The following is a 21101-nucleotide window of genomic DNA, read 5'->3' as shown; positions in this document are numbered from 1 at the left end:
GTGACTGCCGCCCGTGTGCTGACCGTCGTACGCCGGACGCTGCTGTCGGTGGTCGGCTTCCAGCTCCTACTCGCGATCGGCCTCTCGGTCGTCGATTCCTACCGCCGCCGCAACAAGAAGCCCAAGCCGTTCCCGGTCACCGCACCGCAGAGCGTCGAGGTCGGCGACGGCACGTTCACGACGTACACCTTCGGGCAGGACCTCTACGACGACATGCTGGCGGCCATCGAGGGGGCGAGCCGGCAGATCCTCTTCGAGACCTACATCTGGAAGGGCGACGAGGTCGGCGAGCGGTTCAAGGCGGCACTCGTGGCCGCCGCCGAGCGCGGGGTCGAGGTCTACTGCATCTACGACGGGTTCGCCAACCTCGTCGTCTCGCCCCGGTTCCTCCGCTTCCCGGCCTCCGTCAAGGTGCTGCGCTACCCCGTGTACGCCGCAGGGTTCCGGTTCTGGGACCTACGCCGCTACGGCCGGGACCACCGCAAGATCCTCGTCGTCGACGAGGAGGTCGGGTTCGTCGGCGGCTACAACATCGGCACGGCCTACGCCACGGAGTGGCGCGACACCCACGTCCGGATCACGGGGCCGGGCGTGTGGGACCTCAAGCGCGCGTTCGCCGACTTCTGGAACCTCAACCGCCGCAAGCGGATCGGCCACAGCGAGCGTCCGCTGCTCCTGGAGACCGCGTCGGTGTGGGAGCCGCGGATCCGCTTCGCGCGCAACGTCCCCCGGCTGTGGGTCTTCCCGATCCGCTCGATGTACCTCGACGCCATCAACCGCTCGACCCGCAACGTCTGGATGACGCACGCCTACTTCATCCCCGACCAGGACTTCGTCGACGCGCTCAAGGACGCGGCCCGACGGGGCGTGGACGTGCGGCTGCTGCTGCCGCTGAAGTCCAACCACATCGTGGCCGACTGGATCTCGCGCGGCTACTTCGGCCAGCTGCTGCACGCGGGGGTGCGGATCCTGCGCTTCCGCGACGCGATGATGCACGCCAAGACCTCGACCATCGACGGCAACTGGTCGACCGTCGGCACCGCCAACGTCGACCGGCTGAGCCTGCAGGGCAACTACGAGATCAACGTCGAGGTCATCGACGAGTCGATGGCGGCCCTCATGGAGGAGATCTTCCTGACCGACGAGGCCAACACCCTCGAGCTCACCCTCGGCGAGTGGGAGGCCCGGGACCTGCACCGCAAGTTCACCGAGTACGTCCTCGCGCCGCTGCGTCCCCTGCTCTGACGGTCCCGTCCCCACGCCGCCGGCCCAGGGCCAGGATCCAGGCGGACACGACGGCGATCCCGGCGAGCCCGAGGAGGAAGACGACGGCGGGGACGCCCGACCAGTCCAGCGCGTCGCCGTACCGGGCCAGCGCGACGAGCTCCAGCACGACGAACGCGACGCCGGTCATGCCCAGCGGCTGCACACGTGCCACGTCGTCGATGACGAAGGCGTGCCCGGCCGCCCACCCCAGGCCGACCAGCCAGGCCCCGACGGCACGCGCGGTGAGCTCGGTCAGCGGCCAGGGCCACCCGTCGGCCGCCCAGGTCGGGGCGAGCAGCAGGGCGAGGCCACCGACGCCCAGCACCGCAGCCAGCACGACGAGCAGCACCCGCAGGCCGGTGGTCAGCGGTCGCAGGGCGGACCGGTGCCCCGGGGCCGGCACCCGGGAGCGTGCCTGCAGCACCAGCGCGACCATCATCGCCACCGGCACCCCGGCGTAGATCGCCAGCCACCCCCAGGTCACCAGCCGCGCCGAGGTGGGCTGCTCGGGACCGAGGTGGAAGTTCTCGAGGTGGACCAGCGTCACCACCAGCGTCAGGGTGGTGAAGACGAGCACCGTCCACACGGTGATCCGGGCCCGCCCCCACCCCGCCGACCGGGCGCCGGCCACCTCGAGCACGGCGCTCGCCCAGTACGCCGCCCCCAGGAAGACCGCGGTCATCGGCACGTCGATCGTCCAGGCGAACCAGTCCGCGGTCCGCTCCGGGAAGACCGTGAGCTGGAAGCCGGCCAGGAACACCAGCACCGCCGCGGCGACCAGGATCACCCGCATCGGGGCGAGCACGACCACGTCGCGGCTGGTCACGGCGTGCCCGCCGGCGTCGTGCCGTTCTCCCGCGCGCGCTGCTCGGCGAGGTAGCCGTGGATCAGGGCGATCACTGTCGCGCCGTCGCCCACCGCGGTGGCCACCCGCTTGACCGAGCCGGAGCGCACGTCGCCGACCGCGAAGACGCCCGGCATGCTGGTCTCGAGCGGCAGCCGCGCCTGGCCCTGCATCATCTCGGCGGCGGTCGCCGTGTCCGGTCCGGTGCGCACGAACCCGGCCTCGTCGCGCATCACCTCCTGCGGCAGCCAGCCCGTCCGTGGCACCGAACCGATGAGCACGAACAGACCGGTGGCCGGCACGCCCTCGGGCTCGCCGCCACGCGGGTCGCCGAGCGTGAGTCCCGCGAGGCAGCCGTCGGCCGAGCGGCCGCCCAGGACCACCGAGTGGTAGCGGATCGCAACGTTGCGGGTGCCCTCCAGCTGGGCGATGAGGTAGTCGGACATGCTGGCGGCCAGCGAGGGGCCGCGCACGAGCAGCGTCACGTGCCGGGCGTAGCGCGCGAGGTGGAGGGCCGCCTGCCCGGCGGAGTTCCCGCCGCCGACGACGTACACCTCCTGTCCTGCCATCGACGGCGCCTCGGAGACCGCGGCGCCGTAGTAGACGCCCCGGCCGACCAGGTCCTCGAGGACGGGCACGTCCAGGCGGCGGTAGTCGACCCCGGTGGCGATCACGACGCTCCTGCTCCGGACCGTGTCGCCGTCCGACAGCTCCACGGTGTGCAGCGGACCGTCCGTCCCCAGTCCCTGCACCCGCCGCATGAAGAAGTACTCGGTGCCGAACGCCCAGGCCTGCTGGAACGACCGCCAGGCCAGGTGGGCGCCGCTGATCCCCCGGGAGAAGCCAGGGTAGTTGCGGATGAGGGAGGAGGTGCCCGCCTGGCCGCCCACCGCCTGCTGCTCGACGACCAGCGTCGAGAGCCCCTCGGAGGAGGCGTAGACGGCCGCGGCGAGCCCGCTGGGACCCGCCCCCACGACCACGACGTCGTAGACGTGTCCGGCCGGCGGCGGGCGAGTGAGCCCGAACGCGTCGGCGATCTCGAGGTCGGTCGGCGCGACCAGGGTCGTCGGCGGGGAGGTGAAGGTGAGCACGACCACCGGCAGCGCCGGATCCTCGAGGCCGAGCCCGGCCAGCATCCGGTGGGCGGCGTCCGTGCCGGCCTCGTGGAAGGCGACCGGGATGTGGTTGCGGCCGAAGGTGTCGCGCAGCGAGTGGGTGCGCTCGTCGCGCTGCTCGCCGATCAGGCGGACGGCCGCGAACCCGATGCCCTGCGCCAGCTGCCAGTCGTCGAGCGCGTCGGTCAGCGCGCCGTGGAACTCCTCGTCGCGCGGCCGCTCCGGACGCAGCACCACCAGCTCGGCGTGCCCCTGCGCGATGGCCGCGAACACCGTCGAGGTGCTGGCGAAGTCACCCCAGATCGCGGCGACCACCCGCTTGGCCGAGGGGTGCAGGGCGTAGGCGCGTCGCAGGAAGTCCAGACCCGCCCGGTCGCCGGGCCCGTAGCAGCCGATCACCAGCGCCACGTCGCGGCCCCATCGCCGCAGGCCCTCCAGCACGGCGCGGGCGTGCGAGTGATCGGCACAGACGACGACCTCGTAGTCGCCGCCGTACCGCCGCCGCAGCTCCGAGCCGATCACCTCGCGGGACGTGGGGTCGGAGGTGGCCAGCAGCAGCACGGGGTCGGCGTCAACCATCATGCCCCTCCCTCAGCGCCTCCGGCACCCTTCGACGCTACTCGCGCCGGCGGAGGCCAGCGACCCCATTTCTGGTGGTCCCGGGGCAGTCCCCCTCAGCTCGTACGGCGGGTGGTCCCGCGCGTGGGCAGGTGGGTGGGCACGCTCATCCTCGGACCCCGACGCGGCCGCGTGCGGCCGCCGGCGCACGCCATCGCGGCCGCCCGCCCGCGCTGGGGCCGGTAGGGCTCGAGCGCCTCGGCCATCTCCTCGTCGGTGATGTCGTGGCCGTAGAGCGCCCAGCCGACCCAGTTGGCGAGGTGGTAGTCCCCGAAGCTCACCGCGTCGGGGTCGCCGAGCACCCGCTGGCGGACCTCGGCGCTGGTCCACACGCCGACCCCCGGCAGGGACCGGAGCCGCCGGTCGAACTCCTCCGGTGGCGCGTCGACGAGCCGCTCCAGCGACGCCGCGACCCGGCAGGCGGTCACCAGGGTGCGCGACCGGGCGGGGTCGACGCCCAGCTGCAACCACTCCCACGACGGGATCCGGGCCAGCACGGCCGGCTCGGGCTGCACGTGCAGCCGCAGCTCGGCGACGGGACCGGGAGCCGGCTCGCCGTGCCGCAGCACGAGCTGGCGGAACGACCCGAAGGCCTGCTTGCCGGTGACCTTCTGCTCCAGAATCGAGGGCACGAGCGACTCCATGACCCTGCGGCTGGCCCCCAGGCGCCAGTGCGGCTGCCGCCTCCAGCCCTCGGCGACCGCCGGGTGCCGGGGCTCGAAGCCGGCGGGGTCGTCGTCCGCGCCGAGGAGCGACGGCATCGTGTCCAGCGCCCAGGACGCCCCCGCGCCCCACGCCGTACCGACCACGACGCCGTCGGCGGCGCGGGACTCCACGCGCAGCGTGGCCGGACCGTCGGGGGTGCGGATCGCCCGCCACACCCGGCCGTGGAGGTCGGTGCGCTGAGTGGGGTCGCCGGCCCCGCGTCGCTGCTGGGCCAGCACCGCCCCGGGCGCGCACGGCCAGTGGGGCCGCCACTCGCGCGTCCGTCCCTGCGTCCCAGCACCCACACCGCGACGGTAGACGACGGCACCGACTACCTTTCCGCCATGGGTGAATCCGAGACCGGCGGGACGGCCGCCAGGCGCGAGATCGAGCCGACGATCGAGCGCGACTTCAGCAGCCAGATGTCCTACGGCGACTACCTGCGCCTCGACCTGCTCCTCTCGGCCCAGCAGCCGCAGAGCGACCCGCCCCAGCACGACGAGCTGCTCTTCATCGTCCAGCACCAGACCAGCGAGCTGTGGCTCAAGCTGATGGTCCACGAGCTCCGCTCGGCGCGCGACCTGCTCGCCTCCGACGACCTCGCCCCGGCCCTCAAGCGGCTGGCCCGCGTCAAGCACATCCAGCGGGTGCTCACCGACCAGTGGGCCGTGCTGGCGACCCTCACGCCGAGCGAGTACGCCGAGATCCGCCCCTTCCTGGCCACCTCCTCGGGCTTCCAGTCCGCGCAGTACCGCGAGGTCGAGTTCCTGCTCGGCAACAAGGACGCCGACATGGTGCGGGTCTTCGGCCACGACCGCGCCGCGTACGACGCGTTGTCCGGGCTGCTGCGCGAGCCGTCGCTCTACGACGAGTTCCTGCGCTACCTCGGCCGTCGCGGCTACGCCGTCCCGGCCGAGCTGCTGGACCGCGACGTCACCGTCCCGCACGCCCTCTCCCCCGGGCTCGTCGATGTCTTCGCGACGGTCTACGCCGCGCCGGCCGAGCACTGGGGCGTCTACGAGACGTGCGAGGAGCTGGTCGACGTCGAGGACAACTTCCAGCAGTGGCGCTTCCGGCACCTCCAGGTCGTCCAGCGGACCATCGGCCACAAGGTGGGCACGGGCGGGTCCAGCGGCGTCGACTTCCTGCGCCGGGCCCTGGACCTGACGTTCTTCCCCGAGCTGTTCGCGGTCCGCACCCGCATCGGGGAGTAGCCGCGGGTCACCCCGTGCGGGTGGGCTCGGCGCCGGGCTGGCGGGTCGGGATGCCGCCGGTCATGAACAGCGCGAGCAGCGCGAGCAGGGCCAGGACGGCCAGCGACATGCGCAGCCCGTCGATGCGGGACTGCTCGTTGGTCTCCACGATCGCGTCCGCGGTGTCCCCCGTGATGCCGGCGTCGTCGAGGGAGTCGCGCAGCGCGTCGTTCGGGATGAACGGGATCCCTCCGGCGAGGTCCACCTGTGCCTGGGAGGACAGCTCCTGCGGGACGTCGGGGTTGTCCTGGATGCCCGAGAGGAAGGACGAGGTGAGCCCGGCGACGAGCACCGCCCCCGCGAGGGCGGTGCCGATGGAGGCGCCCAGGTTGGTGAAGGTGTTCTGCAGGCCGCCGACCTCGGCGCTCTGCTCGTCGGGGACGGCCGAGACGGTCACGCTGCCCAGCTGGGACGCGAGCGCTCCGATGCCGAGCCCGGCCAGGAGCATGGGCCAGGTCACGATCTCGGGTCCGGCGCCGAACTCGAGGGAGGCCATCAGCGTCACGATCCCGGCGAACAGCGCGACGAACCCCAGCCGCACCACCCGCCGCGGCGAGACGTCCGGGAAGAAGCGGGGCACCCCCACGGCTGCCAGGAGCAGGGTCACCGAGAGCGGAAGGATCCGGACACCGGTCTCCACCGCCGACAGGCCCAGCGCCACGGAGAGGAACAGCGGGACGGTGAAGAAGAGGCCGGCCTGGAGGAGGAACTGGAAGAAGAACGAGGTCAGCCCGCCGCGCAGGAGCTTGTTCTCCAGCATCGTCGGGTCGATGAGTGCGGCCCGTCCCCCGTCCAGCTGGTGGCGCTGCCACCAGAGGAAGATCCGCAGCACGACGCCCCCGGCCAGGACGAGCCACACGACTGCCGAGAGCCCGAGCCACGACGGTGCGTCCGGCTTGGGCACCACGAAGCCCCACGAGCCCCCACGGAGGATTCCCAGCACGACGAGGCCGAGGCCGAGGGCGGACAGCCCGGTGCCGACGACGTCGAGGCGGGCGGGCTCGGGCGGGGTGTCGGCCATCCGGCGCATCAGGACCAGGATGGCTGCCACGATGAGCACCTCACCGGCGAACACCCACCGCCACGAGGCGTACGTCGTGAGCAGGCCGCCGATCAGCGGTCCCGCCGCCACGGCGATCGCCCCCGAGGCCGCGACGAGCCCGTAGGCACGCGGCCGGTCCGGCCGGCCGAAGTTGGACGCCACGAGGGCGACGATCGCCGGCATGATGAGGGCCGCCCCGATCCCCTCGAGCAGCGACCAGCCGAACATGAGCACCGGCAGGCTCTGCGCCAGGGACGTGGTGAACGACCCGGCGCCGTAGATGACGCAGCCGATCGCGAAGGCGCGCTTGCGGCCGATGATCTGCCCGACCCGGCCGCCGGTGATCATCAGGGAGGCCATCACGAGCGTGTACAGGGTGATGGCGGTCTGGATGCCGGTCACGGTGGTGCCCACGTCCTGGGCGACGGTGGCGATCGAGACGTTCATGACCGAGCTGTCCAGGGTCATCAGGAACTGCGCCGACGACAGCGTCAGCAGCACCACCCCCGAGGCCGCGGCCGCCACGCCGGCGCTGTCGGGCGCCGAGCCCGCTGCGTGCCCACGCGCCATCCCGCCCTCCTCCCGGTCCGCCCCATTGCAGGCCGCGCAGCCGGTGCGGCACATCCTCCGGAACGGGTGACGAGGGTCGGCTCAGGCTGCGGGGGTGCCCGCGGGCCGCTCGACGGTCGTCACGACGTCGGTCACCGACGGGCGGCGCGGCGTGGAGGAGAAGCCGAAGCGGCAGGGCGGGTCGACGTCGGTCAGGCTGCCGAGCGGTCGGCCCCGCCACGAACCCTCCAGGGCGGTCACCGCCCGCGCCGACGTCGCGCCGTACCACTCCCGCCGGTCCCGGCCTGCGGTCCCGCGCGTCCGGACACCGCGCAGCACCACCCGCGCGACCGGGTCCGTGAGCGCGCACCAGGCCGGCGCGGTGGCCACGCGCGCGGGGACGAGCCGGAGCAGCCGACCGACCGGTGTCGGGCCACCGAGCACCAGGTCGAGCGACAGCGGCGCGGACCGCACCTGCCAGCCGGTCGCGGTGTCACGGACCTCGACCGGGGTGATCACGACCTCGTCGAAGGAGTAGGTCGCCGACACGAAGTCGCGGGTCTGCTCGTCCGGGGCGACCAGGACGCGGTGGCCGGCGGCGTCCTCGACCATCAGGTCGGCGAAGGACCCCCACGGGCCGTCGTCCCAGCGGCCGACGACCACGCGCACGCCCGAGGTGCTGCCCACCCCCGCGATCCGGCCGGTGAAGCGCTCGCGGATCCTGGACCGTCTGCTCGGCACCCCCGCATCGTCCCACCCGGTGGGCGAGCCTGCGGTGTCCCGCCGGGTGAGGCGGGTGTCGGTGGCACCGGGCAGGATGGCGGCATGCTGCTCGCCGACCTCGTCGCCACCTCGCAGGCCGTCAGCGCCACCCGCTCGCGCAAGGCCAAGGCCGAGGCGCTGGCGTCCGCCCTGCGCCAGGCGGACGCCGACGAGCTCGAGACCGTCGTGGCCTACCTCGGCGGCACGCTGCGCCAGCGACGGACGGGCCTCGGTTGGCGGGGACTGACCGACCTGCCCCCGCCGGCCGGCGAGCCGTCCCTGGGGGTCAGCGAGGTCCACGAGGCCTTCGAGGCGATCAGCGCCATCGCCGGCACCGGCTCGCAGGCGCTGCGCCGGGCCGCGGTCGTCGACCTCTTCGGCCGCGCCACCGCCGACGAGCAGGCCTGGCTGCGCGGCCTGGTCACCGGCGAGGTCCGCCAGGGCGCGCTCGACGCGCAGGTGCAGGAGGCCGTCGCCGCGGTGGCGGAGGTGCCGCTGACCTCCGTACGCCGCGCCGCCATGCTCGCGGGCAGCACACTGGCCGCCGCGGTCGCCGCCTTCGACGGCGGCGAGCAGGCGTTGGCGGCCATCGGCCTCGAGGTCGGGCGACCGGTGCTGCCGATGCTCGCCTCCAGCGCGCCCGACGTCGGCGCCGCCCTGCACAAGATGCGCGGCGCCGCCGTGGCGATCGACGCCAAGCTCGACGGCATCCGCATCCAGGTGCACCGCGACCGCGACGACGTCCTCGTGGTGACCCGCAGCCTCGACGACATCACCGGTCGGCTGCCGGAGGTGGTCGAGATCGCCCGGTCACTGCCGGCGGAGCGGTTCGTGCTGGACGGTGAGGCGTTGCTGCTCACCGAGGACGGCCGACCCCGCCCGTTCCAGGAGACCTCGTCCCGCACCGCCCAGGCCGGCGGCGGCGTCGTGGCGCCCTACTTCTTCGACGTGCTGCACCTCGACGACCGCGACCTGCTCGACGAGCCCGGCCACGAACGGCTCGCCGTCCTCGACGCGCTGGTCCCCCAGCGGCACCGCGTCGGCCGGGTGGTGACCGACGACCTCGCCACGGCCGAGCAGTTCGTGGCCGACACGCTCGCCGCCGGCCACGAGGGGGTCGTGGTCAAGGACCTCGCCGTCCGCTACGAGGCGGGCCGCCGAGGCGCCGGGTGGATCAAGGTCAAGCCGGTCCACACCCTCGACCTGGTCGTGCTCGCTGTCGAGTGGGGCAGCGGACGCCGCCAGGGCTGGCTCTCCAACATCCACCTCGGCGCCCGGGACGCCGACGGTGGCTTCGTGATGCTCGGCAAGACGTTCAAGGGGATGACGGACGAGATGCTGGCCTGGCAGACCGACCGCTTCCTGGGCCTGGAGACCTCCCGTGACGGCCACGTCGTGCACGTCCGTCCCGAGCAGGTCGTGGAGATCGCCTTCGACGGCCTTCAGCGGTCGACGCGCTATCCCGGCGGGGTCGCGCTGCGGTTCGCCCGTGTGCTCCGCTACCGCGATGACAAGGGCGCGCACGAGGCCGACACGATCGACACCGTGCGGGCCATGGCTTGACGAGACGGGCCGGTCGGTGCCGGTGATCCGGCGCGGGGTGAGAGCCTGACCCCATGCCGACGGCGATCGACCCGCGATCCATCCGCCTCGCTCCCCTCAGCCGGGAGCACGCCGAGGACATCTCGACCTGGCGGTACGCCGCGCCCTACGACACCTACGACATGGTCGGCGCCACCCCGGACGAGCTGCTCCGACCCGAGGTCGGCTTCCACGCCGTCCTGGCGGACGACCGGCTGATCGGGTTCCGTTCCTTCGGCCCCGACGGCCGGGTGCCCGGCTGGGACTACGACGACTCCGCCCTCGACACCGGTGGTGGGCTGCGACCGGAGCTCACGGGGCAGGGGCTCGGACCCGCGGTCATCTCGGCCGGGCTGGACCACGGCCGAGCACTGTTCTCACCCCCGGCGTTCCGCGTGACCGTAGCGTCGTTCAACGCGCGCGCCCTGCGCGCGGTCGAGTCCCTCGGCTTCGAGCGCGTCGGCACCTTCGAGGCGGCCCGTGACGCCCGGGACTTCACCGTGCTCGTGCGTCCCGAGACCGGTTGAGGCGGCTCGAGGAGCGCTTGGCGTCACAGTCGTGCAACTCCGGGTTGCACGCGTCCTACACTTCTGCCCATGGCGACCAGTGAGCAGCCACCTCGCGTCGACGGCCGGCGGTCGGCCGCCGCGGCCCGTCGTCGGCAGCGCGAGGCGGAGATCCTCGACGCCACACGCCGGCTCTTCGACGAGCGCGGCGTCCGGGACGCCCAGATCGAGGACATCGCCCGTGCGGTCGGCATCAACCGGGCGATCGTCTACCGGCACTTCACCGGCAAGGAGGAGCTCTTCGCGCTCACCCTCACCGGCTACCTCGACGAGCTGCGCGACGCGCTGTCTGCGGCGTCCGACCGACCCGGGACGCCGGCCGAGCGCCTGACGGGCATCGTCACCGCGTTCGTCGACTACGGCCTGGCCCACCCGGCCTTCGTCGACTGCGCGCAGACGCTCATGCGGCGTACCGGTCCCGAGCTGCTCGACGAGATCAGCGAGAGCGCGCTCTTCCGCCTCGGCCGCAGCATCTCGGCCTGCCTCTCGGTGCTGTCGGGCGTCATCGACGACGGCGTGGCCACCGCCGACTTCACGGTCCAGGACACCAACCTGCTGGCCAACCAGCTCTACGCCAGTGCGCTCGGCGGGCTGCAGCTCGCCCGCGTCGGCATCCTGGTCGGCGAGTCGGCGCCCGGCATGCCCACCGTCGGCTCGGTGTCGCCCGACCAGGTCCGCGACTTCCTCGTCGCCACGGCGCTGTCGGTCTCGACGCGACAGACTTGACGTCATCCCGACCCCGACTGGGACCGGCGTCGCCCGCGGGGAGGTGGTCCAGACCATCGCCGACCGCAGGGTCCGGCGAGGCGCCACGATGGTTCACTCGTGGCATGGGGGACGGTAGCGAGGACCGCGAGGCCGACCTCGCACGACGTGAGGCCGAGGTCGCGCGTCGTGAGTCAGCGGTGACCGCCCGCGAGCATGCCCTGGCCGAGCGCATGGAGGCCGCCGAGGCGATCCTGGCCGTCGCGGATGAGCGGGACTCCCGGGCCGACCTCAGGGACGCGGCCGCCGATCAGCGTGAGAGGGAGCTGGATCGCGCCAGGCTGCTGGATCAGACGGATGCCGTCGAGTACGGCGACGACTGGCCGGAGCGCCGCGCCGCGGGCCTCGACCGCGTGCACTCCAAGGAGGACCGGGAGGCGTCGCACGACGACCGGATCCAGCTGACCGAGGGTCCCCAGCGACCCGAGGGGCCAGAGGGGCCAGAGGACGTCACGGGACCAGGTCGTCCAGGGCGGTCATGACGGCGCCGTGGTAGGTCGGGAAGGCGAAGTGCATGCGCCGGACCAGTGCCGGAGGGATCTCGGCGTGGATGGCCAGGGCGAGCATCGCGACGAGGTCTCCCCCGGTGGGGCCCATGGCGGTGGCGCCGACGAGCAGACCCGTGCCGGCGTCGGCGACGAGCTTGACGTGGCCCTGGCTGCCGACGCCGTCCAGCCACCCGCGCGAGGTCTCGCTGATGTCGGCGAAACCCGTTCGCACGTCCAGCCCCTGCTCGCGTGCCTGCGCCTCGGTCAGCCCGACCGAGCCGATCTCGGGGTCGGTGAACGTCACCCTGCTCACGGCCCGGTAGTCGGCCAGCGGCCCGTCCTCGCCGAGGATGTCCGCCTCGACCACCTCCGCCTGGTAGTGCGAGACGTGGGTGTAGCGCCCGTGCCCGGTGATGTCGCCGATGGCCCACAGGCGGTCGCCCGCCCGCATCCGCTCGTCGGTCGGCACGGAGTCGGCGTCCGGGTCGAGGCCGACGGTCTCCAGACCGATGTCGTGCAGGTTGTTGCTGCGCCCGGCGGCGACGAGGAGCCGCTCGGCCTCCACCCGCAGGTCCCCGGCCGTCACGACGAAGCGACCGTCGTGCTCCACCCGCTCGACCTCGACACCGGTGTGGACCGTGATGCCCTCGGCCTCGAAGAGCCGCGTCATGAGCTCGCTCGACTCCGGCTCCTCGACGGCGAGCAGGCGGTCGTCGGCCTCGATGACCGTGACCTCCACGCCGAACCGGGCGATCGCCTGGGCCAGCTCGCACCCGATGGGGCCGCCGCCGAGGACGATCAGGCTGCGCGGCAGCTCGGTCACCTGCACCACGTCGCGGTTGGTCCAGTACGGCGTGTCCGCGAGGCCGTCGATCGGCAGGACGAGCGGCTCGGTGCCGGTGTTCAGCACCACGCCTCGCGACGCCTCGTACTCCACGCCCTCGACCTCGACGACGCCCGGCGCGACGAGCCGGCCGTGGCCGCGGACCAGCCTCACCCCGGACTCCTGCAACGCCTTGGCGTTGGCGTCGTCGGTCCAGCCCTTCGTCGCCTCCTCGGTGATCCGGCCGGCGGGCCGCGACCAGTCCGGGGTCACGGCCGACGGGCCGGCGAGCCGGTCGGCGCGGTGGACCATCGCGACGTGGTCGGCCGCGCGGATCATCAGCTTGCTCGGGGTGCAGCCGTAGAAGGGGCACTCACCACCGACGAGGTGCATCTCGACGCCGACGGTGTCCACCCCGGCCTCGGCCAGGCCGCTCGCGAGCCCCTGCCCGCCGGGCCCCAGCCCGAGGACGACGACCTCACACCGCACCCGCTCGCCCACGTCGGCGGCTCAGCGCGAGAGGTGCTTGGCGCGGGCGAAGCAGAACAGCCCGTAGGCGGCGATGCCGAGGGCGATGGCGACCAGGAGGACCGGACCGAACGGCTGCTCGAGGACCGTCTGGAGCGCCTGGTCGAGGCCGCCCGACTCCTTGGCGTCGTGGGTGATCGCCGCGTAGCCGAACAGGCCGCCGATGATCCCGATCGCGATGCCCTTGGCGATGTAGCCCACCTTGCCGAACATGACGTAAGCCGACCCCTCCTTGCCCGACTGTCCCTGGGCGTCGAGGTGCTCGGTGAACTTCTCGGTCCAGCCGCGGTAGACCAGCGAGGCGCCGTACCCGATGATCGCGAGTCCCACCGCGCCGACGATCAGCTGGCCGCCGGGGAGCTGCATGATCTTCGCCGTCGTCGTGTCGGTCCCGCCGCCCCCGGACCCGCTGCCGACGGCCACCTTGAAGGCTGTCCAGGAGAGGGCGCCGTAGATGACGGCCTTGCCGAGGGACCCAGCCCGCTTGCGCCACCGCTTCGCGTCGTCGGACTCGTCCTGGTAGCCGAGCGCGAACTCGAGCAGGCGCCAGACGACGAGCAGCAGCATGCCGATGGCGACCATCCAGACCAGGAAGCCGCCCAGTGGCTGCTGCGCGAGCTCCTGCAGCGCGCCCGTGTTCGACGCGTTCTCCGACCGGTCGCCCAGCGCCAGCTGGAGGGCGAGCCAGGCGATCATGAGGTGGACGATCCCGTAGGCGATCAGCCCCACCCGGACCGCGTGGTCGAGCCACTCGCTGCGGTGTGCCTGCTGCCCTGCTCCGTGTGCCTTGTCGGCGACCTCTCCCATGAGGCACACCCTAGGGCTCGGCGGACCGCGCCGCCTCACCCGCCGGTGGCAACGCGCGAGCAGGTCAGACCAGGTCGGCCTTGTCGCGGACGATGCTGCCCAGGAGACCGTTGACGAAGGCGGGCGAGTCGTCGGTGGACAGGTCCCGGACCAGGTTCATCGCCTCGGAGACCGCGACGCCGTCCGGCACGTCCTCGACGTACAGCAGCTCGTAGACGCCGAGGCGCAGGACGTTGCGGTCGACCGCCGGCATGCGCGCCAGCGTCCAGCCCTGTGCGTAGGTCCCCAGCAGCTCGTCGATGCGTCCCTGGTGCTCGGCGACGCCGTGCACCAGCACCGAGGTGTACTCGTTGGTCGGCCCCTCGCCGGCCGCGACGATGCGCTCCAGCGCCTCGAGCGGCTGCTCGCCGCGCATCTCGGCGGCGTACAGGACGTCCAGCGCGCGCTTGCGGGCCTTGCCGCGAGCAGACACGGACCTCAGCCCTTGACGCGGCCGAGGTAGGACGAGTCGCGGGTATCGACCTTGACCTTCTCGCCGGTGGTGATGAAGAGCGGCACCTGGATCTGGTGGCCGGTCTCCAGCGTCGCGGGCTTGGTGCCACCCGTGGAGCGGTCGCCCTGGAGGCCCGGCTCGGTCTCGGAGATCACGAGCTCGACCGAGGCGGGAAGCTCGATGAACAGGACGCGGCCCTCGTTGGTCGCCACGATGGCTTCCTGGTTCTCGAGCATGAAGTTCTTGGCGCTGCCGACGATCTCCGGCGCGACCTCGAGCTGGTCGTAGGTCGAGGTGTCCATGAAGACGTACGACGTGCCGTCGTTGTAGAGGTACTGCATCGTGCGCTTGTCGACGTTGGCCGTCTCGACCTTGGTGCCGGCGTTGAAGGTCTTGTCGACCGTCTTGTTGGACTCGACGTTCTTGAGCTTGGTGCGCACGAAGGCCGGGCCCTTGCCGGGCTTCACGTGCTGGAACTCGATGACGGTCCAGAGCTGGCCCTCGATGTTGAGGACCATGCCGTTCTTGAGGTCGTTGGTGGTTGCCATGGTGTGGTCCGGCCTGCCTTCGCCATCGGGTTGGTCTGTTGTCAAGAGAGGTACGACGCACCGCGGCGCCGACCGTGGAGTCTATCGAGGCCCCGGCCGAACCACGAACCGGCTCCGCCCTGCCGGGCTCGCGCGCGGAGCAGGGTCCTCAGCGGTCGCCGCCGATCGCTGCGAACGCCTCCCGCAGGTGGTGCTCGCTCGGCCCGGCGAGCACCCGCGGCACGGCGACGTCGTCGAGCACGACGAAACGCAGCTGGTTGCCGCGGGACTTCTTGTCGACCTTCATCGCCTCGTGCAGCTCCTCGAACGAGGCCCCGGCGTAGCCGGTCGGGAGCCCCACCCGCCCGAACGCGGCCCGGTGCCGCTCGACGACGGCCGCGTCCAGGCTCCCGGCCCGGTTGGCCAGCTCGGCGACGTAGACGGAGCCGATGGCCACCGCCTCGCCGTGCCGGACGGCGTAGCCGCTGGCGCGCTCGATGGCGTGCGCCAGCGTGTGGCCGTAGTTGAGGACCTCGCGGCCGGGGTGGCCGTCGCGGCCGCCGGTCTCGCGCAGGTCGGCGACGACCACGTCGATCTTGACCCGGATCGCCCGCTCGATGAGCTCACGGAGCACCGCCGATCCTGCCGTCAGGTCGGCGGGATCGGTGGCCTCCACCAGGTCGAGGATCACCGGGTCGGCGATGAAGCCGCACTTGACGACCTCGCCGAGCCCGGAGACGAGCTCCTCGCGCGGGAGCGAGCCGAGCAGGTCCAGGTCGCACAGCACGCCGGCCGGCTCGTGGAAGGAGCCGACGAGGTTCTTGCCCGCACCGGTGTTGATGCCGGTCTTGCCGCCGACGGCGGCGTCGACCATGCCCAGCACCGTGGTCGGCACGTGCACCACCCGCACGCCGCGCAGCCAGGTCGCCGCCACGAAGCCACCCAGGTCGGTGGTCGCTCCCCCGCCGACGGTCACCACGGCGTCCGAGCGGGTGAAGCCCGCCTCGCCCAGCGCCTCCCAGCAGTCGGAGGCCACCGGTGCCGTCTTGGCAGCCTCGCCGTCGGGCAGGCCGAGCGCGAGCACGTCGTAGTTGTCGACGAGGGCGTCCACGACCGGCTGCACCAGCTGGCCCAGCTGGCCGGCGTACAGCACGGCGACGCGCTGCACGGACTCGCCGAGGACGTCCGGGAGCCGGCCGGAGAGGTCGTGCCCGACCACCACGTCGTACCCTTCGTCGGGCTCAGGACGGCGCGCCGACGCGCCGCCGACGTGCAGGACCGTCTCGCCGCTCATGCCAGCTCCTCCATCACCTGTGCGGCGACCTCGTCCGGGGTGCGCTCGTCGGTGTCGACGACGAGGGTGGCCACGGCCTCGTAGACCGGGGTGCGCTCGTCGAGCAACGCCTTGATGCGCGAGCGCACGTTGCCCAGCAGGAGCGGGCGCCCCACGCCGAGGCCGACGCGCTTGACGGCCTCGCTGAGCCCGACCCGCAGGAAGACGACCCGGTGCCCGTCGAGGAGCGAGCGCGTCGTGGGGTCGAGCACGGCTCCCCCGCCGAGCGCGAGCACGCCCTCGTGGGTGGCCAGCGCCTCGGCGACGGCCGCCGCCTCGAGGGCGCGGAAGTGCTGCTCGCCGGAGTCGACGAAGATCTCCGCGATGGTCCGGCCCTCGGCTGCCTCGATGTCGGTGTCGGTGTCCCGCACCGGCAGCCCCCAGGCGTCGCCGACGATCGCCGCGACGGTGGACTTGCCGGCACCCATCGGGCCGACGAGCACGACCCGGGGGCGGGTCGTGGGTGCGTGGGTCATCGGAACCTCAGCGTGTCCAGGTAGCTCTCGGCGTTGCGGCGGGTCTCGCGCACGGAGTCGCCGCCGAACTTCTCGAGCACCGCGTCGGCGAGCACGAGGGCCACCATCGCCTCCGCGACGATGCCGGCCGCGGGCACGGCGCACACGTCGGAGCGCTGGTGGTGGGCCACCGCCTCCTCCCCGGTGGCGACGTCCACCGTGCGCAGGGCCCGGGGCACGGTCGCGATCGGCTTCATCGCGGCCCGGACGCGCAGGACCTCGCCCGTGGTCATGCCGCCCTCGGTGCCGCCCGAGCGACCCGAGGTGCGCCGGAGCCCATCGGGGGTCGAGACGATCTCGTCGTGGGCCAGCGAGCCGGGGGTCGCGGCCAGGTCGAAGCCGTCACCGACCTCCACGCCCTTGATGGCCTGGATGCCCATGAGGGCGCCGGCGAGGCGGGCGTCGAGGCGGCGGTCCCAGTGGACGTGCGAGCCCAGGCCCGGCGGCAGGCCGTGGACGACCACCTCGACGACCCCGCCGAGGGTGTCGCCGTCCTTGTGGGCCTCGTCGATGCGGGCGACCATCGCGGCGCTCGCCTCGGGGTCGAGGCAGCGGACCGGGTCGGCGTCGAGGCGCTCGACGTCGCCGGGCTCCGGGACCGAGCCGGCGGGCGCGGGCACGCCCCCGAGCTCGACGACGTGGCTGACGATCTCGGCGCCGACGGACTGGAAGAGGAAGTGCATGGCGACGCGGCCGAGGGCGACGCGCGCAGCGGTCTCGCGGGCGGAGGCGCGCTCTAGGATCGGGCGGGCCTCGTCGAAGTCGTACTTCTGCATCCCGACCAGGTCGGCGTGGCCGGGACGGGGTCGGGTGAGGGCCGCGTTGCGGGCCAGCGCGTCGAGCTCGACGGGGTCCACCGGGTCGGCGGACATGACCTTCTCCCACTTGGGCCACTCGGTGTTGCCGACCTGGATCGCGACGGGACCACCCTGGGTCTCACCGTGGCGCACGCCGCCGATGACGGTCACCTCGTCGGCCTCGAACTTCATCCGTGCGCCACGGCCATAGCCGAGGCGGCGCCGCGCGAGCGCGTCGGAGATGTCGTCGGAGGTGACACGGACGTGGGCGGGCAGACCCTCGAGGACGGCGACCAGGGAGGGGCCGTGGGACTCGCCCGCGGTGAGCCAACGAAGCATGGCGGCAGTCTTTCACGCGGCCCGGCGGCGCCCGCGCCCCTCCTCGGGCGGCGAGATCAACCGTCCGAGGCCGGCCTCGAGCTCAGCCCCAAAGGGTCCCGGCCAGCGCGGGCCCCCACACCAGCCCGACCAGGGCACCGGCGGCCATGAACGGGCCGAACGGGAACGCCTGGCGCAGCAGCGCCCGGTCCCGGCGTACGACGGCGAGCAGCACCCCCGGCACGGCGAAGGCCACGAAGCCGATCCACACGCCCACCGCCACCGTGCCCCAGCCGACCCAGCCGAGAACGAGGCCGACGAGCGCGGCGAGGCGCACGTCGCCGAACCCCATGCCGGCCGAGCGGACGAACCACAGCACCCAGAAGAAGGACCGGACGGCGACCATCGCGACCAGGGCACGCACCAGGGCATCGCGCTCGCCGGCCGCCAGCCCGACGGCGACCATCGCGACGGCGGTGGCCAGCGTGGCCGGCAGCACCACCAGTCGCGGCAGCAGGCGGGTGTGCCAGTCGACGAAGGACAGCGCGACCGCGACGGGCACCAGCGGCACCAGCCAGACCAGAGGCCAGTCCCAGCCGGTCGCGGCGCCGAGGAGCGCTCCGGCCAGGAACGACGCCAGCGCTGACCGGACTGCCAGGTGCGGTCGGGCCGCGAGGTCGGCGTAGAGCGGCTTGACCTCCTCCCGCACCGAGATCCCCGGCGTCGAGGTCTCCGGCACCGAGCCCTCCGGCCCGGCGTCCGGCGCTGCTGGTTCGTCCGCCGCCGGCTCCCGCGGCGCCGGCTCGGGCACCGCGGCCACGAGACGGGGCACCAGCAGGCCGAGCATGCCGCAGAGCACCCCGACGACGAGTCCGGCGAGCACCGCGTCGCTCACGGGGCTACGCCCCGCGCACGCTCCGCCAGTGCCTGCTCCCCCGCCGCACGCAGCACCGCGACCGCGACGGGCTGCCGGGTGAAGAGCTCGAACTGGATCGCGGCCTGGTGGACGAGCAGGTCGAGCCCGCTCACCAGCACGCGGTCGCCGACCGAGGCGGCCAGCGGGGTCGGCCACGGGTGGTAGAGCACCTCGAAGACGACGCCGGCCCGGCGGCAGCGCTCCACGAGCAGCCGGTCCTGGGCGTCGGCCGGGATGGTCGAGGCCACCAGGTCGACGTCGAGCGGGGACGGGTCGTCGAGCCGGCCCACGACCACGTCGGGCCTGCCAGGGTGCCCGGCCAGGGCCTCCCGGGTCTCGGCGGCCCGGGCCGAGTCGCGCACCAGCAGGCTCAACGACCGCACCCCCAGGTCCGCCAGCGCGAGGCCGACGGAGGTGGCGGTGGCGCCCCCGCCGAGGATGGCCGCGCTGGTGAGGTGCGCGCCGGTGCGTTCCCGGACGGCGGCGATCGCCCCGGGGACGTCGGTGTTGTCCCCCACCAGCCGACCATCGTCGAGCACGATCGTGTTGGCCGCGCCCGCCAGCCGGGCGCGTTCGCTCAGCTCGTCGACCAGCCCCACGGCCTCCCGCTTGAGCGGCATGGTGAGCGACAGCCCGCGCCACTCCGCACCCAGCCCGCCGACGAAGTCCGCGAGCCCGCCCGGCCCGACACGGTGCGCGTCGTACACCCAGTCGAGCCCGAGCGCGGCGTACCCGGCGCGGTGGAGGGTCGGCGACAGCGAGTGCGCGACCGGGTCGCCCAGCACGCCGCAGCGCCGCGCGCCGCGCTCGAGCCGGGCCGTCGGGTCCTGCTGCGCCATCACCAGGCCATCAGCAGGCGTCGGAGGTGGTGCAGTACTCGGTGAACTCGTCCTTGTAGGTGAGGAACTCGTCGTAGGTCTCCGCGAACTTGGTCTCACCCGTCTTGAGGTTGACCGTCACGTAGTAGTACCAGTCCCCCTCCTCCGGGTTGGCCGCCGCCGCGATGGCCGCGTCACCCGGGGCCTCGATCGGCGTCGGCGGGAGCCCCGGACGGGTGTAGGTGTTGTACGGCGTGTCCTGCTGCAGCTGCTCGGTGGTCAGCGCGACCCCGAGCTCCTGGTCGAGCCCGTAGTTGACGCTGGCGTCGATCTGGAGGAGCCCATTGGTGCCGCCCTTGTCCCCAGGACCGTCGAGGCGGTTGAAGATGACCCGGGAGATCTTCGGCATGTCGTCGCCCCGGCCCTCGGCCTCGATGAGCGACGCGATGATCATCAGCTCGGCCGGGGTCTTGCCCAGCTCGGCGGCCGCCTCCTCGAGGCCCGCGTCCTCCGCCGCCTGGCGCCACCGGTCGACCATGGCAGTCAGGACGTCCTTGGGCTTGTCCTTCGGACCGATCTCGTACGTCGCGGGGAACAGGTAGCCCTCCGGGTTGCCCTCGGCGTAGTCGGGCAGCCCGATGTCCTGCGTCAGCGCCCGGCGCCACTTGGCTGCGCCGAAGTCCGTCTCCTGGCCCAGCAGCTCGACGACGTCCTCGACCCGCATGCCCTCGGGCACGGTGACGGTGGCCTTCACCTGGTTGGCGGGGTCGAGCAGCACCTCGAGGGCGTCCTCGGCCGCCATCTCCTTCTTCATCCCGTAGAACCCGACCTGGATGCCGGCGGCGTCGGGCTCCGCGGCGGCGGCGTCGAGGAAGGACTGCACCGAGGCGACGACGCCATCGGCCTTGAGGTTGCGGCCCATCTCGGCGGTGGTGTCGCCCTCCTGGACCTCGAAGGTCACCGACCCGCGGCCGGGACCGGGGTAGTCCTCGGCGCTGGAGAACTGGTCGGACACCCAGTCGACGCCGCGGGTGACGGCGAGGTAGAAGCCGCCGACGAGCACCGCGACCGCGACCAGGACGGCGAGGCAACCGGAGACGCCGCGCTTCTTGCGACGCCGGCCGCCCTCGTAGTAGGTGTCCTCGTCCGACGACCGGTCGAACGCGTCGTCGCGCTCGACCACCTCGTCGGTGGTGTGCTGGTGCTCGTCACTCATCGCTGACCTCGACGATCTCTCCTGGCGCTTTCCCACTGGCGCGCTCGGTGTCCAACGCGTTTTGGAGGATCAGGACGGCAGCCGCCTGGTCGACCACGGCACGCCGTGCCGCTCCCTTGCGACCCCGGTCGCGGAGCAGGGACTCCGCGGACACCGTGGTCAAGCGCTCATCACACAGCCTCACCGGCACAGGATCAATCTGACGCGCCAGGGTGGCCGCGAAGTCGCGCACCTTGGCCGCCGCCGGGCCCTCGCCGCCGGAGAGGGAGCGGGGCAGCCCGACGACCACCTCGACGGCCTCCTCCTCGGCGACGATTCGGCGCAGCCGGGACAGGTCGCCGCGCCCGCGGCGGACCGTCTCCACGGGCGTGGCCAGGAACCCCGACGGGTCGCTGCGCGCGACGCCGATCCGGGCGTCGCCGGGGTCGATGCCGATCCTCACGCCGCTTCGCATCC

Annotated in this window: 22 protein-coding genes; 6 read left to right on the top strand and 16 right to left on the bottom strand. The window is 73.0% G+C overall.

What is annotated here, in order from left to right; all coding sequences use genetic code 11:
- Positions 1–1245: a phospholipase D-like domain-containing protein gene (locus DAI17_RS16290; RefSeq protein WP_234412538.1), complete on the top strand. Its 1245-nt coding sequence runs from the start codon at positions 1–3 to the stop codon at positions 1243–1245.
- On the opposite strand, the gene DAI17_RS16285 is transcribed toward DAI17_RS16290, so the two are convergent.
- The 3 genes from DAI17_RS16285 to DAI17_RS16275 all read right to left on the bottom strand — a co-directional run bounded on the left by DAI17_RS16285 (position 1205) and on the right by DAI17_RS16275 (position 4853).
- Positions 1205–2092 carry a hypothetical protein gene (locus DAI17_RS16285; protein WP_107774263.1) on the bottom strand — a complete coding sequence of 296 codons (888 nt, stop codon included), beginning with the start codon at positions 2090–2092 and terminating at the stop codon, positions 1205–1207. The genes DAI17_RS16290 and DAI17_RS16285 overlap by 41 nt on opposite strands.
- Positions 2089–3807 carry an FAD-dependent oxidoreductase gene (locus DAI17_RS16280; RefSeq protein WP_199905167.1) on the bottom strand — a complete coding sequence of 573 codons (1719 nt, stop codon included), beginning with the start codon at positions 3805–3807 and terminating at the stop codon, positions 2089–2091. The genes DAI17_RS16285 and DAI17_RS16280 overlap by 4 nt, the downstream gene beginning before the upstream one ends.
- Before the next feature lie 92 nt (positions 3808–3899).
- Positions 3900–4853 (bottom strand): DNA-3-methyladenine glycosylase family protein, encoded by a 954-nt coding sequence (locus DAI17_RS16275; protein ID WP_234412537.1) that lies wholly within the window; start codon positions 4851–4853, stop codon positions 3900–3902.
- Positions 4854–4892: 39 nt separating this feature from the next.
- Here DAI17_RS16275 and DAI17_RS16270 point away from each other — a divergent pair, with 39 nt between their 5' ends.
- Positions 4893–5762 (top strand): tryptophan 2,3-dioxygenase, encoded by an 870-nt coding sequence (locus DAI17_RS16270; protein ID WP_107774261.1) that lies wholly within the window; start codon positions 4893–4895, stop codon positions 5760–5762.
- 7 nt (positions 5763–5769) lie between these two features.
- Here the strand turns inward: DAI17_RS16270 and DAI17_RS16265 are convergent, their stop codons facing one another.
- Both DAI17_RS16265 and DAI17_RS16260 read right to left on the bottom strand, forming a co-directional pair.
- Positions 5770–7413, bottom strand: a complete 1644-nt coding sequence (locus DAI17_RS16265) for an MFS transporter (RefSeq protein WP_107774260.1) — start codon at positions 7411–7413, stop codon at positions 5770–5772.
- Positions 7414–7494: 81 nt separating this feature from the next.
- On the bottom strand, positions 7495–8133 hold the full coding sequence (locus tag DAI17_RS16260; RefSeq protein WP_199905166.1) for a hypothetical protein: 639 nt from the start codon (positions 8131–8133) through the stop codon (positions 7495–7497).
- A gap of 84 nt (positions 8134–8217) precedes the next feature.
- On the opposite strand from DAI17_RS16260, the gene DAI17_RS16255 reads away from it, so the two are divergent.
- From DAI17_RS16255 to DAI17_RS16240, 4 genes are all read left to right on the top strand, one after another.
- Positions 8218–9717: an ATP-dependent DNA ligase gene (locus DAI17_RS16255; protein WP_107774259.1), complete on the top strand. Its 1500-nt coding sequence runs from the start codon at positions 8218–8220 to the stop codon at positions 9715–9717.
- Between the two features lie 53 nt (positions 9718–9770).
- Positions 9771–10262 carry a GNAT family N-acetyltransferase gene (locus DAI17_RS16250; protein ID WP_107774258.1) on the top strand — a complete coding sequence of 164 codons (492 nt, stop codon included), beginning with the start codon at positions 9771–9773 and terminating at the stop codon, positions 10260–10262.
- A 69-nt stretch (positions 10263–10331) separates the two neighbouring features.
- Positions 10332–11027: a TetR/AcrR family transcriptional regulator gene (locus DAI17_RS16245; RefSeq protein ID WP_107774257.1), complete on the top strand. Its 696-nt coding sequence runs from the start codon at positions 10332–10334 to the stop codon at positions 11025–11027.
- A gap of 104 nt (positions 11028–11131) precedes the next feature.
- Positions 11132–11548 (top strand): hypothetical protein, encoded by a 417-nt coding sequence (locus DAI17_RS16240; protein ID WP_107774256.1) that lies wholly within the window; start codon positions 11132–11134, stop codon positions 11546–11548.
- On the opposite strand, the gene DAI17_RS16235 is transcribed toward DAI17_RS16240, so the two are convergent.
- The 11 genes from DAI17_RS16235 to ruvX form a co-directional block, all read right to left on the bottom strand.
- Positions 11517–12878, bottom strand: coding sequence for a dihydrolipoyl dehydrogenase family protein (locus DAI17_RS16235; protein ID WP_107774255.1), 1362 nt, complete (start codon positions 12876–12878; stop codon positions 11517–11519). The genes DAI17_RS16240 and DAI17_RS16235 overlap by 32 nt on opposite strands.
- A gap of 9 nt (positions 12879–12887) precedes the next feature.
- Positions 12888–13712, bottom strand: a complete 825-nt coding sequence (locus tag DAI17_RS16230) for a DUF1206 domain-containing protein (RefSeq protein WP_107774254.1) — start codon at positions 13710–13712, stop codon at positions 12888–12890.
- A 64-nt stretch (positions 13713–13776) separates the two neighbouring features.
- Positions 13777–14184: a transcription antitermination factor NusB gene (gene nusB, locus DAI17_RS16225; RefSeq protein WP_107774253.1), complete on the bottom strand. Its 408-nt coding sequence runs from the start codon at positions 14182–14184 to the stop codon at positions 13777–13779.
- Positions 14185–14189: 5 nt separating this feature from the next.
- Positions 14190–14753 (bottom strand): elongation factor P, encoded by a 564-nt coding sequence (gene efp / locus DAI17_RS16220; protein WP_107774252.1) that lies wholly within the window; start codon positions 14751–14753, stop codon positions 14190–14192.
- A 148-nt stretch (positions 14754–14901) separates the two neighbouring features.
- The gene (aroB, locus tag DAI17_RS16215) at positions 14902–16026 is read right to left on the bottom strand and encodes a 3-dehydroquinate synthase (protein ID WP_107774251.1); all 1125 of its coding nucleotides are present in this window, start codon (positions 16024–16026) and stop codon (positions 14902–14904) included.
- Entirely contained in the window at positions 16023–16541 is a 519-nt protein-coding gene (locus tag DAI17_RS16210; RefSeq protein ID WP_234412536.1) for a shikimate kinase, read from the bottom strand. Before DAI17_RS16210 ends, aroB begins: the two co-directional genes overlap by 4 nt.
- Positions 16538–17716, bottom strand: coding sequence for a chorismate synthase (gene aroC, locus DAI17_RS16205; RefSeq protein ID WP_107774250.1), 1179 nt, complete (start codon positions 17714–17716; stop codon positions 16538–16540). Before aroC ends, DAI17_RS16210 begins: the two co-directional genes overlap by 4 nt.
- 82 nt (positions 17717–17798) lie before the next feature.
- A complete protein-coding gene (locus tag DAI17_RS16200) occupies positions 17799–18590 on the bottom strand; it encodes a prepilin peptidase (protein WP_107774249.1) in 792 nt (263 codons plus the stop codon).
- Complete coding sequence (locus DAI17_RS16195) at positions 18587–19450, bottom strand: shikimate dehydrogenase (protein ID WP_107774427.1); 864 nt, start codon at positions 19448–19450, stop codon at positions 18587–18589. The genes DAI17_RS16200 and DAI17_RS16195 overlap by 4 nt, the downstream gene beginning before the upstream one ends.
- A 10-nt stretch (positions 19451–19460) precedes the next feature.
- Positions 19461–20645: an endolytic transglycosylase MltG gene (gene mltG, locus DAI17_RS16190; RefSeq protein ID WP_107774248.1), complete on the bottom strand. Its 1185-nt coding sequence runs from the start codon at positions 20643–20645 to the stop codon at positions 19461–19463.
- Positions 20638–21099, bottom strand: a complete 462-nt coding sequence (ruvX, locus tag DAI17_RS16185; protein ID WP_107774247.1) for a Holliday junction resolvase RuvX — start codon at positions 21097–21099, stop codon at positions 20638–20640. The genes mltG and ruvX overlap by 8 nt, the downstream gene beginning before the upstream one ends.
- Positions 21100–21101 lie beyond the last annotated feature (2 nt).

The organism is Nocardioides sediminis (genome assembly GCF_003047295.1).
Taxonomy (GTDB): domain Bacteria; phylum Actinomycetota; class Actinomycetes; order Propionibacteriales; family Nocardioidaceae; genus Nocardioides; species Nocardioides sediminis.
This window is presented reverse-complemented; position numbering and strand designations above follow the sequence as displayed.

Coding starts and splice junctions, on each gene's coding strand:
- DAI17_RS16230 (WP_107774254.1), bottom strand. CDS start 13,712: ATGGGAGAGGTCGCCGACAAGGCACACGGAGCAGGGCAGCAGGCACAC.
- DAI17_RS16280 (WP_199905167.1), bottom strand. CDS start 3,807: ATGATGGTTGACGCCGACCCCGTGCTGCTGCTGGCCACCTCCGACCCC.
- efp (WP_107774252.1), bottom strand. CDS start 14,753: ATGGCAACCACCAACGACCTCAAGAACGGCATGGTCCTCAACATCGAG.
- DAI17_RS16270 (WP_107774261.1), top strand. CDS start 4,893: ATGGGTGAATCCGAGACCGGCGGGACGGCCGCCAGGCGCGAGATCGAG.
- aroB (WP_107774251.1), bottom strand. CDS start 16,026: ATGAGCGGCGAGACGGTCCTGCACGTCGGCGGCGCGTCGGCGCGCCGT.
- DAI17_RS16195 (WP_107774427.1), bottom strand. CDS start 19,450: ATGGCGCAGCAGGACCCGACGGCCCGGCTCGAGCGCGGCGCGCGGCGC.
- mltG (WP_107774248.1), bottom strand. CDS start 20,645: ATGAGTGACGAGCACCAGCACACCACCGACGAGGTGGTCGAGCGCGAC.
- DAI17_RS16240 (WP_107774256.1), top strand. CDS start 11,132: ATGGGGGACGGTAGCGAGGACCGCGAGGCCGACCTCGCACGACGTGAG.
- ruvX (WP_107774247.1), bottom strand. CDS start 21,099: ATGCGAAGCGGCGTGAGGATCGGCATCGACCCCGGCGACGCCCGGATC.
- DAI17_RS16265 (WP_107774260.1), bottom strand. CDS start 7,413: ATGGCGCGTGGGCACGCAGCGGGCTCGGCGCCCGACAGCGCCGGCGTG.
- DAI17_RS16245 (WP_107774257.1), top strand. CDS start 10,332: ATGGCGACCAGTGAGCAGCCACCTCGCGTCGACGGCCGGCGGTCGGCC.
- aroC (WP_107774250.1), bottom strand. CDS start 17,716: ATGCTTCGTTGGCTCACCGCGGGCGAGTCCCACGGCCCCTCCCTGGTC.
- DAI17_RS16255 (WP_107774259.1), top strand. CDS start 8,218: ATGCTGCTCGCCGACCTCGTCGCCACCTCGCAGGCCGTCAGCGCCACC.
- DAI17_RS16250 (WP_107774258.1), top strand. CDS start 9,771: ATGCCGACGGCGATCGACCCGCGATCCATCCGCCTCGCTCCCCTCAGC.
- DAI17_RS16210 (WP_234412536.1), bottom strand. CDS start 16,541: ATGACCCACGCACCCACGACCCGCCCCCGGGTCGTGCTCGTCGGCCCG.